This is a genomic window from Streptomyces otsuchiensis (assembly GCF_004305975.1).
Taxonomy (GTDB): domain Bacteria; phylum Actinomycetota; class Actinomycetes; order Streptomycetales; family Streptomycetaceae; genus Streptomyces; species Streptomyces otsuchiensis.
Genome location: NZ_BHZI01000165.1, coordinates 1 through 13,718, shown reverse-complemented (window position 1 = coordinate 13,718; position 13,718 = coordinate 1). Strand labels below are relative to the sequence as shown.

The following is a 13,718-nucleotide window of genomic DNA, read 5'->3' as shown; positions in this document are numbered from 1 at the left end:
GGGGTGGGGGAGTGCGAAGGGGCCACACGGGTCATTGTCCCCGTTCGCTCGGGAACGCCTGCCCGGGACCACCGTCCACCAATGCCACGATCCGAAGTCATGAAAATGCGACAAGTAGTACCGGAAAACGCCATGTCGCCCCCGGCGCCCCGGGACGTCACGGGGCGCGCTTCCACCGGCCGCCCTCATCGTCGTTTTCTGCTCGGCGGGATGGCCCTGCTCACCCTCGCCGGGATCGTGGTCGGGGTCGTCGAGCCGCGGGGCGCCTCGGAGCCGGCCGTCGCACCGCCCGTGCCACCGGCCCTCGCGCCCGCGCTCGCCCCGGCCGGCGGTCCGCCGGCCGGGGCCGGTGCGGGAGCCGCAATGCTCCCCGCGGCCGCCCCGCAGGGCTTGGCCGACGCGGCGGCGCCCGTCGACGCCGGGTCGCTGCCCGAACTGCCCGGCGTGGCCCCTCCGGTGGCCGCCCCCGTGCTCGCGCCGGCGGCCGACGAGAGCGCCGACGAGAGCGCCGAGGAGGGCGCCGCCGGACCGCAGGCGCCCGCCCTGCTCGGCTGGCCCTTCTCGGCCAGCGGCACGCTGGCGCTCGGCGCGCCCCAGGCGCGCACGGTGGCCGGGCTGGTCTCCGCCTACGCCGAGCGGGTCGAACTGGCCGAGCGGACACGGGTCAAGGCGGTGAAGACCTGGAAGGTGGGCAAGCCGCCGCTGCGCGCCCCGGCGCCGCCCCGCGAGAAGCCGAAGCTGAAGACCGAGCCCGGGCACATCTCCGGCAAGGGGCTGCCGCCGGTCATCACCCAGGTGCCGACCAAGGACAAGGTCGTCTTCCTCACCATCGACGACGGGGCGGAGAAGGACCCCGAACTCCTGCGGATGATGCGGGAACTCGACATCCCCTACAGCAGTTTCCTGACCGACTACGTCTCGCGCGACGACTACGGCTACTTCCGCACCATGCGGGAGGAGGGGGCGCGCATCCAGAACCACTCGGTCAACCACAAGGAGATGCCGCGGCTCTCGCTCGCCGAGCAGCGCAAGGAGATCTGCACCCAGCAGGACGTGCTGGAGAAGGAGATCGGGGAGCGGCCGACGATGTTCCGTCCGCCGTACGGGGCCTACAACCGCGACACCCTCAAGGCGGCGGCCGAGTGCGACGTGGACGTGGTCCCGCTGTGGACGGCCGAGGCGTTCGCGGACCGGATGGAGTGGGGCCGGGGTGACGGCAAGCTGTACCCGGGCGACATCATCCTCACCCACTTCCGGGGCAAGGGTCAGTGGGCCGGGTCGATGCCGGACATGGTCCGGCTGGTGGTGAAGACAGCCACCGAACAGGGGTTCGCCATCGCGAGGCTTGAGGACTACGTCTGACGGGCCGTCCCGACACCGCAGGTCAGAGCCGTTTCCGGCCGCCGGTCCGTTCCTCGCCCGGCGGCCGGGCCGACGTCGCCTGGCACTCTGGTTGACTGAGTGCTAACCGGGGCATAGTCTCGACGCTGGCACTCTCGCTCAGTGAGTGCCAGCATTGCGCGACAGCAGATCCGGCACCCGCGACGACGGATCGGCAGGTCGCGTCTTCCAGAGACATTGACCCCGTGAGATCTCCGAAGGGGGAGGTCGGATCGTGACGACCGCCAGCTCCAAGGTTGCCATCAAGCCGCTTGAGGACCGCATTGTGGTCCAGACGCTCGACGCCGAGCAGACCACGGCCTCGGGCCTGGTCATTCCGGACACCGCCAAGGAGAAGCCCCAGGAGGGGACGGTCCTGGCCGTCGGCCCGGGCCGCTTCGAGGACGGTAACCGTCTGCCGCTCGACGTCAAGGTCGGCGACATCGTGCTGTACAGCAAGTACGGCGGCACCGAGGTGAAGTACAACGGCGAGGAGTTCCTCGTCCTCTCGGCGCGCGACGTGCTCGCCATCATCGAGAAGTAAGGCTCCACGCTGTGTGGCCCGCGCCCCGGCTCCCCGCACACGCTGCCGGGATCGGGGCGCGGCGCCTTTTCGCGGACGGTCAGACGTTTTAAGGAATAGGGACACGTAAGCCATGGCGAAGATCCTGAAGTTCGACGAGGACGCCCGTCGCGCCCTCGAGCGCGGTGTCAACCAGCTCGCCGACGCGGTCAAGGTGACGATCGGCCCCCGCGGCCGCAACGTCGTCATCGACAAGAAGTTCGGCGCCCCGACCATCACCAACGACGGCGTGACCATCGCCCGTGAGGTCGAGGTCGAGGACTCCTACGAGAACCTCGGCGCCCAGCTGGTCAAGGAAGTCGCGACCAAGACCAACGACATCGCGGGTGACGGCACCACCACCGCGACCGTGCTGGCCCAGGCGCTCGTCCGCGAGGGCCTGCGCAACGTCGCCGCCGGTGCCTCCCCCGCCGCTCTGAAGAAGGGCATCGACGCCGCCGTCAAGGCCGTCACCGAAGACCTTCTCGCCGCCGCGCGGCCGATCGACTCCAAGGAGGACATCGCCGCCGTCGCCGCGCTGTCCGCCCAGGACCCCCAGGTCGGCGACCTCATCGCCGAGGCCATGGACAAGGTCGGCAAGGACGGTGTCATCACCGTCGAGGAGTCGCAGACCTTCGGCCTGGAGCTCGACTTCACCGAGGGCATGGCCTTCGACAAGGGCTACCTCTCGCCCTACATGGTGTCCGACCAGGAGCGCATGGAGGCCGTCCTCGACGACCCCTACATCCTGATCCACCAGGGCAAGATCGGCTCCATCCAGGACCTGCTCCCGCTGCTGGAGAAGGTCATGCAGGCCGGCGGCTCCAAGCCCCTGCTGATCATCGCCGAGGACGTCGAGGGCGAGGCGCTCTCCACTCTCGTCGTCAACAAGATCCGCGGCACCTTCAACGCGGTCGCGGTCAAGGCCCCCGGCTTCGGTGACCGCCGCAAGGCGATGCTCGCCGACATGGCGACCCTGACCGGCGCCACCGTGATCTCCGAGGAGGTCGGCCTCAAGCTCGACCAGGCCGGTCTGGACGTGCTGGGCACCGCCCGCCGCGTGACCGTCACCAAGGACGACACCACCATCGTCGACGGCGCCGGCAAGTCCGAGGACGTCGCGGGCCGCGTCGCGCAGATCAAGGCCGAGATCGAGTCCACCGACTCGGACTGGGACCGCGAGAAGCTGCAGGAGCGCCTGGCGAAGCTGGCCGGCGGTGTCTGCGTGATCCGCGTCGGCGCCGCCACCGAGGTGGAGCTGAAGGAGAAGAAGCACCGCCTCGAGGACGCCATCTCCGCCACCCGCGCCGCGGTCGAGGAGGGCATCGTCTCCGGCGGTGGCTCCGCCCTGGTGCACTCCGCCAAGGTGCTGGAGGGCTCGCTGGGCCTCTCCGGCGACGAGGCCACCGGTGTCGCCGTGGTCCGCCGCGCCGTGGTCGAGCCGCTGCGCTGGATCGCCGAGAACGCCGGCCTGGAGGGCTACGTCATCACCTCCAAGGTCTCCGAGCTCGACAAGAGCCAGGGCTTCAACGCCGCCACCGGCGAGTACGGCGACCTGGTGAAGGCCGGCGTCATCGACCCGGTCAAGGTCACCCGCTCCGCCCTGGAGAACGCCGCCTCCATCGCCTCCCTGCTGCTCACCACCGAGACCCTCGTGGTGGAGAAGAAGGAAGAGGAGCCGGAGACCGGCGGTCACGGTCACTCGCACTGAGCCGACCGGACCCGGCGTCAGCCGGACGGCGGGAGCCACGCCGCCCCCGTCACCCGCACCACCACGCGCCCCCGGACCGATCCCGGTCCGGGGGCGCGCGTGTGCCCGGACGCGCCCCGCGCTGGTCGTGACCGCTCAGCGCGCCCACCCGGCGCCCGCGCCGGACTCCGCGCGCCGGCCCGCCGTCACGGTTGGCCGTCGCCGCCGGAGACGCCGCGCTGCGGGCCGTACTTGCGCCCCGCCCGCGAGGAGACGCTGCCCAGCGCCCCGCGCGGCACGAGCTTGGAGGCGCCCAGCAGCACCTTGTACCGGGGGTCGGGCACCGACAGCGTCCGGCCGCGCGCCAGGTCGCGCAGCCCGGCGTCCACCACGCGGTCCGCGTCCAGCCACATCCACCCCGGGATGCTGGAGGTCCCGAGCCCGGCCCGCTCGTGGAACTCGGTGCGGACGAACCCCGGGCACAGCGCCATCAGCCGCACCCCGGAACCGGTGAGGTCGCGCGCCGCCCCCTGGGTGAACTGCACCACCCACGCCTTGGAGGCGCCGTAGGTGCCGCGCGGTACGAACGCCGCCACCGAGGCCACGTTGACCACACCACCCCGGCCGCGTGCCCGCATCGGGGCCGTCCCGGCCGAGGTCAGCCGCAGCACCGCCTCGCAGTGCACCCGGAGCATGCGCAGTTCCTCCTCGACGGGCACATCGAGGTAGGACCCCTTGAGCGCGAAGCCGGCGTTGTTCACCAGCAGATCGACGGGGTGCCGGGTGTCACCCAGCCGCTTCTCCACCGCCTCGATGCCCGCGTCCTCGGCGAGGTCCGCGGTCAGGACCGCCGCCTCCACGCCGTGGCGGTCGTGCAGCTCGGCGGCCTGCCGGTCCAGTCGATCGGTGTCGCGCGCGACCAGCACGAGGTTGTGCCCGTCCCGGGCGAGCCGCCGGGCGAAGGCGGCTCCGATGCCCGCGGTGGCACCCGTGATCAATGCAGTTGTCATGGCACGACGGTAGACCCATCCGGCGACTGCCACGCCCCGCGCCCCGGCACCGCCCTTGCCCCGGCCGGGCGTTGGCGCCCCCGCCGCGCGCGGCGCGCCGCCCGGCGCGCTCCTATGCTTGGCGCATGTTCGAAGCCCGCCACCTCCGGGTGCTGCGCGCGGTAGCGGCCACCGGCTCGCTCTCCGCCGCCGCCCGCGAGCTGGGCATCACCCAGCCCGCCGTCAGTCAGCAGATCCGCGCCCTGGAGCAGGCGGCCGGTACCCCGCTGCTGGCGCGGGACGGCCGCAGTGTGCGCACCACCGAGGCGGGGCGCGTGCTGGCCCGGCACGCCGACGGCGTGCTCGCCGCGCTCGGCGCCGCCGAGGCGGAGGTCGCCGCCATCGCGGGGCTGCGCGCGGGGCAGGTGCGGCTGGCGTCCTTCCCCAGCGGCAGCTCCCGTCTGGTCCCCGCCGCGCTGGCCGCGCTCCGCGACCGCCATCCCGGGGTCCGGGTCTCGCTGACCGAGGCGGAGCCGCCGCGCTCGGTCGAGCTGCTGCGTGCCGGCGCGTGCGACATCGCGCTGGCCTTTCACTACCCGGCCGCCGGGGACGAGGAGGCCTGGCCGGGCCTGGAGGTCCGGCCGGTGCGGGCCGACCGGCTGGTGGGGCTGCTGCCGGCCGGCCACCCCCACGCGGACGCGGAGGAGGTGGCGCTGCGGGAGCTGGCGGACGACCCCTGGATCGCCGGCTGCCCTCGCTGCCGGGAGCAGCTGGAGCGGGTGTGCGCGGCCGAGGGGTTCGCGCCGCGTGTGGACTTCGCGACCGACGACTATCCGGCGGTCGTCGGGCTGGTGGGCGCCGGGCTCGGCGTCGCGGTCCTTCCGGAACTGGCCCTGGAGTCGGTGCGGCACGACGGCACCCGTGTGGTTCCGGTGACGCCGCCGACCCGCCGGGAGATCGTGGCCCTCACCCTGCCCGGCCTGGTCCGCGTCCCCGCGGTCGCGGCGCTGCTGCGGGCCCTCGCCGAGGACGGCGGCGCTCCGCCGTCCGGAGGTGCCGACACAGCGGGACCGGGGACGCCGACGGGAGAGTGAGCCCCGGCGCGGGCCGGGAGCGCGAGCCGCCGGGCGGGACGAGCCGGCGACCGCCGTTCGTCACCGGGAGTGACGGTCAGGCCCTGGCGTGTACCTGTTCGCGGCGGTCGTGGCGTTGGGCCGTTCGGCCCAACGCCACGGCGGGCGTGGCGGGCGGCGGTGGTCTCACCGCCGGGCGCCCGGGTGACGCGCCGACGCCCCCGTGCCGCCGCGGGCGGTACGGGGGTGCCGGTGGAGGGGGTGTTGGGTCAGCCGGCGTTCAGGGCGGCACCGGTCGCGAGGCCCCGTCGGGCGCGGCCGAGCAGCTCCTCTCGTTCGTCCTCGGTCAGGCCGCCCCAGACCCCGTAGGGCTCGCGGACGGTCAGCGCGTGGGCCGCGCACTCGGCTCGGACCGGGCAGCGCATGCACACTTCCTTCGCGGACGCCTCGCGGGCGCTCCTCGCCGCGCCGCGCTCTCCCTCCGGGTGGAAGAAGAGCGAGCTGTCCACCCCGCGGCAGGCAGCCAGGAGCTGCCAGTCCCAGAGGTCGGCGTTCGGGCCCGGAAGGCGGGAGAAATCTGCCATGGGGTTCCCCTCGAGGTACGTGCGTTCTGCTGCTGTGTCAGGGCGTAAGCGGTCGATCACGTATCCACTCGGGCAAGTGGATGTAAATATGACTACCAGCCGAATATAGCTTTATGTACCCACCTCTGGGTCAAGAAGATCTAAATGGGTTAAAACGGCCGCACCGGCGTGTTGGTGAACGGCCGCTCGGCGGGTCACGATCCGGTCACGTAGGGTGTTGCCTGGCGGGTTGATGGGAGCCGTGGTGGGCGGTATCCCCGTGGGGGAATCGGCCGGTCGCGCCGGGAAGGGCAGCGGAAGGGCAAGCGGGGAAGCCGTAACTCTTTCGGGTGACCGTCGTTGATAAGGCGAGGCGGATGACGGAGTCCACCACTCGGGCGGGTGTCCGAGACCGTCGGCCGCACGGTGACGACTTAACTCAGCCTGGAGGTACCAGGGATGCGCATCAGCTTCGGAGGCCGCTCATGACGTCCGTCCTCGTCTGTGACGACTCGCCGCTCGCCCGTGAGGCACTGCGCCGGGCGGTCGCGACCGTTCCCGGCGTCGAGCGGGTGACCACCGCGGCCAACGGGGAGGAGGTCCTGCGCCGCTGGGGCGCCGACCGCTCCGACCTGATCCTGATGGACGTCCGGATGCCCGGCCTCGGCGGTGTCGAGACCGTTCGCCGGCTGCTCTCCGCCGACCCCGGCGCCCGGATCATCATGCTCACCGTGGCCGAGGACCTCGACGGTGTCGCGCTCGCCGTCGCCGCCGGCGCCCGGGGCTACCTCCACAAGGACGCCTCCCGCGCGGAGCTGCGCGCCACCGTCACCCAGGCGCTGGCCGACCCGACCTGGCGGCTCGCCCCGCGGCGGCTGCGTTCCTCCGACATGGGCGCCGCCCCCACGCTGACCGCCCGCGAGATCCAGGTGCTCGAAGGCATGAGCCACGGCCGCTCCAACGCCGAGATCGGCCGCGAGCTGTTCCTCTCGGAGGACACCGTCAAGACCCACGCCCGCCGCCTGTTCAAGAAGCTCGGCGCCTCGGACCGGGCCCACGCGGTGGCGCTCGGATTCCGCTGGGGCCTCGTCCGCTGAGCCGCCCGGCGCGCTCCGCACGGCGGGGCGCGGGCGACGGCACCGCTGAAAACTCCGCACGTGACGCATGCTGGAGACATGACGCTCCCAGGGGACGAGACGACGCCGCGGCCCGGTTCGGCACCCGCGGACACGTTGACCGCGCCGGTGACCGACCGCGCGGACCGAGCGGCCGGGGGGGCCGCGACGGCCGACGCCGGTAACGAGTCGGTGCACAACTCACCCCGCGGTGCGTCGTCCGCGGCGGCGGCAGTGCACCATGGAGGGATGCGCGAAAACGAGTCCTCGGCGATCGGCGCCCTCGTGCATCGTGCGGTGGAGGGCGATCCCCGGGCCACCCACGACCTCCTCGCGCATGTCCACCCGCTGGCGCGGCGCTACTGCCGCGCGCGGCTCAGCAGACTTCCCGGCGACGCCCGGCACTTCGTGGACGACCTCGCACAGGAGGTCTGCCTCGCCGTTCTGTGTGCTCTTCCCCACTACCGGGACACCGGGCGGCCGTTCGACGCGTTCGTCGTCGGCATCGCCCGGCACAAGATCGTCGACCTTCAGCGGGCGGCGATGCGCCATCCCGGATCGACCGTGCTGCCCTCCGACGAGATCCCCGAGCGTCCCGACGACTCGCTCGGTCCGGAGGAGCGGGCGCTGCTCAGCAGCGACGCCGAGTGGGCGGCGAAGCTCCTGGACAACCTCCCCGACAACCTGCGCCGCCTGGTGCTGCTGCGGGTCGCCGTCGGCCTGACCGCTGAGGAGACCGGGCAGCAACTGGGCATGTCCCCAGGGGCCGTGCGGGTCGCTCAGCACCGCGCGCTCAACCGCCTGCGCGCCCTCGCCGACCACGGCTGACCGCTTCCTGTCACGTCCGGCCGGCCTGCGTCGATCTCCGACCGCCGCCGGCCGTCCGCCGAACGCCGCCGACCGATTCCCGGTCCGGCGGCGTTCGCCGTTCGCTCCGAAGGGCCACTCGCGCGTACCGTCGGCCGGAAGGGCGGCGGGCCGCTGCGGGCCGACGCCGGGCAGACGGGGACGAGCCAGGCACTACCATGGTGCCCTGGGCAGAGCAAGAGGGCTGGAAGGGTGTCATGACGGATTACGTCGACGGAGTACCGGGGAAGTTCGCCACGCTGGGGCTGACCTACGACGATGTGCTGCTGGTCCCCGGCCCGGCCGACATGACACCGGAGGAGATCAGTACCTCCTCACGCGTCTCCCGCAACGTCAAGGTCAACATCCCGCTGCTCTCCGCCGCGATGGACAAGGTCACCGAGGCGCGGATGGCGATCGCCATGGCCCGTCAGGGCGGCGTCGGCGTGCTGCACCGCAACCTCTCCATCGAGGAGCAGGCCGCGCAGGTCGACCGGGTCAAGCGCTCGGAGTCGGGCATGGTGACCGACCCGATCACCATCCGTCCGGACGCCAGCCTCCAGGAGGCCGACGACCTCTGCGGCCGGTTCCGGATCAGCGGTGTCCCCGTCACCGACGCCGCCGGCAAGCTGCTGGGCATCGTCACCAACCGGGACATGGCCTTCGAGCTGGACCGCACCCGGCAGGTCCGCGAGGTCATGACGCCGATGCCGCTGGTGACCGGCAAGGTCGGTATCTCCGGCCAGGACGCCATGGAGCTGCTGCGCCGCCACAAGATCGAGAAGCTGCCGCTGGTCGACGGCGCCGGGATGCTCAAGGGCCTCATCACGGTCAAGGACTTCGTGAAGGCCGAGAAGTACCCGAACGCCGCCAAGGACGCGGACGGCCGGCTGATCGTCGGTGCCGCCGTCGGTGTCGCCGGTGACTCCTACGACCGGGCGCAGGCGCTGATCGAGGCCGGGGTCGACTTCGTCGTCGTGGACATCGCCCAGGGCCACTCCAAGCTGGTGCCGGACATGATCGCCAAGATCAAGGCCAACCACACCGGGGTGGACGTCGTCGGCGGCAACGTCGCGACCCGCGACGCCGCGCAGGCGCTGGTCGACGCCGGTGCCGACGGCATCAAGGTCGGTGTCGGTCCGGGCTCGATCTGTACCACGCGCGTGGTAGCGGGCGTCGGCGTCCCGCAGATCACCGCCATCTACGAGGCGGCCCAGGCCGCCGGCCCGGCCGGGGTGCCGGTGATCGGCGACGGCGGGCTCCAGTACAGCGGTGACATCGCCAAGGCGCTGGTCGCCGGCGCCGACACCGTGATGCTCGGCAGCCTGCTGGCCGGCTGCGAGGAGTCGCCCGGCGAACTGCGGTTCATCAACGGCAAGCAGTTCAAGTCCTACCGGGGCATGGGCTCGCTCGGCGCGATGCAGTCGCGCGGCGAGTCGCGCTCCTACTCCAAGGACCGCTACTTCCAGCAGGCCGTCAGCGACGACGAGAAGCTGATCCCCGAGGGCATCGAGGGCCAGGTCCCCTACCGCGGCCCGCTGTCGTCGGTGGTCCACCAGCTGGTCGGCGGCCTGCACCAGTCGATGTTCTACCTCGGTGGCCGCACCGTGCCGGACATCAAGCGCGACGGCCGGTTCGTCCGGATCACCGCGGCGGGGCTCAAGGAGAGCCACCCGCACGACATCCAGATGACGACCGAGGCGCCCAACTACTCCGGTCGCTGACCACGGCCCGCCCACCCGGCGGGAGCGCGTCGCGCCACCGGCACACGCACGCACCACGGCACCCTGACGAACCGGGCCCGTCCGGCAACCGCTGGCCGGGCCCGCGCCGCGCCGCCCGGGACCGGCTCACGCCGGGAGCGTCGGGGATACTGGGGTGCCCCCAGACCGTACGGAAGGTTCAGATACGTGACTGAGATCGAGATCGGGCGTGGCAAGCGAGGCCGTCGGGCATACGCCTTCGACGACATCGCCGTGGTGCCCAGCCGCCGCACCCGTGACCCGAAGGAGGTCTCGATCGCCTGGCAGATCGACGCCTACCGCTTCGAACTCCCCTTCCTGGCCGCTCCGATGGACTCGGTGGTCTCCCCGGCCACCGCGATCCGCATCGGCGAGCTCGGCGGGCTGGGAGTGCTCAACCTCGAAGGTCTGTGGACCCGCTACGAGGACCCGGAGCCGCTGCTCGCGGAGATCACCGAGCTGGACGAGGAGTCCGCCAACCGCCGGCTCCAGGAGATCTACAGCGCGCCGATCCAGGAGGAGCTGATCGGGCGCCGTCTCAAGGAGGTCCGGGACGCCGGTGTCGTGACCGCGGCCGCCCTGTCCCCGCAGCGCACGGCGCAGTTCTCCAAGGCCGTGGTGGACGCGGGCGTCGACATCTTCGTGATCCGCGGCACCACCGTCTCCGCCGAGCACGTCTCGGGCGCGGCCGAGCCGCTCAACCTCAAGCAGTTCATCTACGAGCTGGACGTTCCCGTCATCGTCGGCGGCTGCGCCACCTACACCGCGGCGCTCCACCTGATGCGCACCGGTGCGGCCGGCGTGCTGGTCGGCTTCGGCGGCGGTGCGGCGCACACCACCCGCAACGTGCTGGGCATCCAGGTCCCGATGGCCACCGCCGTCGCCGATGTCGCCGCCGCGCGCCGCGACTACCTCGACGAGTCGGGCGGCCGGTACGTCCACGTCATCGCGGACGGCGGCGTCGGCTGGTCCGGCGACCTGCCGAAGGCCGTCGCCTGCGGCGCCGACGCGGTGATGATGGGCTCCCCGCTGGCGCGCGCCACCGACGCTCCCGGCCGTGGCCACCACTGGGGCATGGAGGCGGTGCACGAGGACGTTCCGCGCGGCAAGAAGGTCCACCTGGGGACCGTCGGCACCACCGAGGAGGTCCTCGCCGGCCCCTCGCACTTCCCCGACGGGTCCATGAACTTCTTCGGCGCCCTGCGCCGCGCGATGGCAACCACCGGCTACAGCGAGCTCAAGGAGTTCCAGCGTGTCGAGGTGACGGTCGCGGAGTCCCGCTGACCGTTCGCTCCACCGTGACAGGGCCGACAGGCCATGACAGGGCCGCCCGGGCATCGTGCCCGTGGCGGCCCTGTCGCGTGCCGGTGCCGGGGCCGGGGCCGCCCGTGCGTCGCGCGTGGGGTCAGAGGCGGTGGCAGGCGCCGGTCGGGGTGGCGCCGCGGGTGTCCAGGAGGAGCTGCGCCTTGGCGGCCAGCCCCTGGAGGTCGTAGACCGAGTGGTGCTGCAGCAGCAGCGTGAGGTCGGCGTCGGCGGCGGCCTCGTAGAGCGCGTCGGAGCGGGGGACCGGCTGGTCGGCGATCCGCCACTGCGCGATGTGCGGGTCGTGGAAGGAGAGTTGCGCCCCGAGGTCGCGCAGTCGCGCGGCGATCTCGCGGGCGGGCGCCCCTTCCTCGTCGGCGACGTCGGGCTGGTAGGTGACGCCGAGCAGCAGGACGCGGGCTCCGCGCAGCGACTTGCCGTGCTCGTTGAGCAGGGTCGCGACGCGCTGGGTCACGTAGCGCGGCATCCGCTCGTTGACCTCCTGGGCCAGCTCCACCATGCGCGGCGGATGACCCGGGGTGCGGCGGGCGCCGGGCAGGCAGCCGGGATCGACGGGGACGCTGTGGCCGCCCACGCCGGGGCCGGGCCGGAACGCCTGGAACCCGGCCGGGTTGGTCTCCGCGCAGCGCAGCACGTCCCACAGGTCGACGCCGAGGTCGTGGCAGAGCACCGCCATCTCGTTGACCAGTGCGGTGTTGACGTGGCGGAAGTTGGTCTCCAGGACCTTGACGGTCTCGGCCTCCTTGGGGCCCCGGGCGCGTACCGCCTTCTCGGCCAGGCGGCCGTAGAAGGCGACGGCCGCCTCGGTGCAGGCGGGGGTGAGCCCGCCGATGACGCGGGGGGCGGTGCCGGCGGGGTCGCGCTGGCCGGGGTCGACCCGGGAGGGGGAGTAGGCGAGGTGGAAGTCGCGTCCGGCGCGCAGTCGGGAGCCCTCCTCCAGGATCGGCCGGAGCAACTCCTCGGTGGTGCCGGGGTAGACCGGCGACTCCAGCACGACCAGGGTGTTGGGGCGCAGGCGCGGCGCGAGGGCGTGCGCGGCCTCGCGCACGCTCCCAAGGTCGAGCACCCGGTCCGGTCCGAGCGGCGCGGGCGCGCAGATCAGGGCGGTGCGGACGCGGCTGAGGACGGTCGGGTCGCTGGTCGCGGTGAAGCCGCCGGCCAGCATCCGGCGGACGTCGGCGGCGGAGAGCGAGCCTTCGACCGGTGGTCGGCCGGCGCGGAGCGCGGCGGCGGCGGCCGGGTCGGTGGTGAATCCGACGGTCGCGATGGCCTGGGCGGTGGCGGCCTGGGCGGCGGGCAGTCCGAGATGCCCCAGGCCGAGAATGGCGAGATCTGCGGGCATGTGGGGAGCCCCTTCCCCGATCGAGTGCCACAAGCGTGAGTAACTGAGTGTCAGTTTAAGCGGATATATGACAGATTCGGCGCATTGAGTCCCTCGCGCGTTCGAAGGGTCCCCGGTTCGGGGCATCCGGCGGTGTGACGCGGGCGGAGTGGCGCGGGCGGAGTGGCGCGGGCGACGCGACGTGACCGGCGTGACGCGGTCGGCCGTCGCGACCCCTTCCGGCCCGGACGGACGTTCGCCACCGGCCCGGCCCGCCCCTGTTACCGTTCTCCGACCAGGGCACCCGCCCGGGCGCCCGGTACCGTCCCGGCCCGCATCCCGGGACGGCGGAGCCTCAGGGAGTCCTGTACATGACCGACCTGGACGACGCCCCCACGGTCGCCCTCATCGACGATCATCCGGCGGTCCTCGCCGGGCTGGCCTCCTGGTACGGCGCCGCCGACCCGCCCGTGCGGGTACTCGCCTCCGGCTCGGACCTCGCCGTCGCCCAGGACGGCCCCGGCCGGGAGGCTGATGTCGTCGTACTCGACCTCCAGCTCTCCGCGACCGGCCCCTCCTACGACGGCCTCCGGCAGCTCGCCGAGGACGGCCGCGCGGTGATCGTCTACACCATGCTCGACGCCACCGACGTCGCGCTGACCTCGCTGGACCTCGGCGCCTTCACCTACCTCACCAAGGCCGAGGGCGCCCGGCACCTGGTCGCCGCCACCCGCGCCGCCGCGCAGAGCCTGCCGTACACACCCCCCGCGCTCGCCGGGGCATTCGGCAGTGACACCCGCGCCGGACGCCCGGTGCTCGCGCCGCGCGAGGTGGACGTGCTGCTGGAGTGGTTCCAGTGCGAGTCCAAGCGGATGGTCGCGCAGAGCCTCGGACTCTCGGTGCACACCGTCGCCACCTACCTGGACCGGGTCCGCATCAAGTACGCCAACGCCGGCCGCCCCGCCCACACCAAGGCGCTGCTGGTCGCCCGCGCCCTCCAGGACGGTCTGGTGGCGCTGGAGGAGCTGTGACCCCGTCCGCCCGCCGGTGAGTCCGTCGCGGCCCTCGCCGCGCTCTCACCGCTCCTCGGGAGGAGTGGGGCCGGGCAGCGCGT

Annotated in this window: 12 protein-coding genes; 9 read left to right on the top strand and 3 right to left on the bottom strand. The window is 72.8% G+C overall.

The window, feature by feature from the left end:
* The first annotated feature begins 210 nt into the window (after nt 1-210).
* The 3 genes from E0D90_RS16635 (at nt 211) to groL (ending at nt 3,653) form a co-directional block, all read left to right on the top strand.
* Nucleotides 211-1,362 (top strand): polysaccharide deacetylase family protein, encoded by a 1,152-nt coding sequence (locus E0D90_RS16635; protein WP_227870265.1) that lies wholly within the window; start codon nt 211-213, stop codon nt 1,360-1,362.
* Between the two features lie 253 nt (nt 1,363-1,615).
* Nucleotides 1,616-1,924: a co-chaperone GroES gene (groES, locus tag E0D90_RS16630; protein ID WP_103500939.1), complete on the top strand. Its 309-nt coding sequence runs from the start codon at nt 1,616-1,618 to the stop codon at nt 1,922-1,924.
* A gap of 112 nt (nt 1,925-2,036) precedes the next feature.
* Complete coding sequence (gene groL, locus E0D90_RS16625; protein WP_103500940.1) at nt 2,037-3,653, top strand: chaperonin GroEL; 1,617 nt, start codon at nt 2,037-2,039, stop codon at nt 3,651-3,653.
* A 185-nt stretch (nt 3,654-3,838) separates the two neighbouring features.
* On the opposite strand, the gene E0D90_RS16620 is transcribed toward groL, so the two are convergent.
* The gene (locus E0D90_RS16620) at nt 3,839-4,642 is read right to left on the bottom strand and encodes an SDR family NAD(P)-dependent oxidoreductase (protein WP_103500434.1); all 804 of its coding nucleotides are present in this window, start codon (nt 4,640-4,642) and stop codon (nt 3,839-3,841) included.
* A gap of 125 nt (nt 4,643-4,767) precedes the next feature.
* Here E0D90_RS16620 and E0D90_RS16615 point away from each other — a divergent pair, with 125 nt between their 5' ends.
* On the top strand, nt 4,768-5,715 hold the full coding sequence (locus E0D90_RS16615) for a LysR family transcriptional regulator (protein ID WP_130799071.1): 948 nt from the start codon (nt 4,768-4,770) through the stop codon (nt 5,713-5,715).
* Between the two features lie 248 nt (nt 5,716-5,963).
* Here the strand turns inward: E0D90_RS16615 and E0D90_RS16610 are convergent, their stop codons facing one another.
* On the bottom strand, nt 5,964-6,278 hold the full coding sequence (locus tag E0D90_RS16610) for a WhiB family transcriptional regulator (protein ID WP_103500682.1): 315 nt from the start codon (nt 6,276-6,278) through the stop codon (nt 5,964-5,966).
* A gap of 464 nt (nt 6,279-6,742) precedes the next feature.
* Between E0D90_RS16610 and E0D90_RS16605 the strand changes: the two genes are divergently transcribed.
* The 4 genes from E0D90_RS16605 (at nt 6,743) to E0D90_RS16590 (ending at nt 11,244) form a co-directional block, all read left to right on the top strand.
* Nucleotides 6,743-7,354 (top strand): response regulator transcription factor, encoded by a 612-nt coding sequence (locus E0D90_RS16605; protein ID WP_019431595.1) that lies wholly within the window; start codon nt 6,743-6,745, stop codon nt 7,352-7,354.
* Nucleotides 7,355-7,621: 267 nt separating this feature from the next.
* Complete coding sequence (gene shbA / locus E0D90_RS16600) at nt 7,622-8,200, top strand: RNA polymerase sigma factor ShbA (RefSeq protein WP_103500684.1); 579 nt, start codon at nt 7,622-7,624, stop codon at nt 8,198-8,200.
* A gap of 236 nt (nt 8,201-8,436) precedes the next feature.
* The gene (gene guaB / locus E0D90_RS16595) at nt 8,437-9,942 is read left to right on the top strand and encodes an IMP dehydrogenase (RefSeq protein ID WP_103500681.1); all 1,506 of its coding nucleotides are present in this window, start codon (nt 8,437-8,439) and stop codon (nt 9,940-9,942) included.
* A 186-nt stretch (nt 9,943-10,128) separates the two neighbouring features.
* Nucleotides 10,129-11,244 (top strand): GuaB3 family IMP dehydrogenase-related protein, encoded by a 1,116-nt coding sequence (locus E0D90_RS16590; RefSeq protein WP_103500680.1) that lies wholly within the window; start codon nt 10,129-10,131, stop codon nt 11,242-11,244.
* Between the two features lie 121 nt (nt 11,245-11,365).
* Here the strand turns inward: E0D90_RS16590 and E0D90_RS16585 are convergent, their stop codons facing one another.
* Nucleotides 11,366-12,625: a nucleotide sugar dehydrogenase gene (locus E0D90_RS16585; protein WP_130799070.1), complete on the bottom strand. Its 1,260-nt coding sequence runs from the start codon at nt 12,623-12,625 to the stop codon at nt 11,366-11,368.
* Between the two features lie 350 nt (nt 12,626-12,975).
* Here E0D90_RS16585 and E0D90_RS16580 point away from each other — a divergent pair, with 350 nt between their 5' ends.
* Entirely contained in the window at nt 12,976-13,635 is a 660-nt protein-coding gene (locus E0D90_RS16580) for a response regulator transcription factor (RefSeq protein WP_130799069.1), read from the top strand.
* The last annotated feature ends 83 nt before the right edge of the window (nt 13,636-13,718 follow it).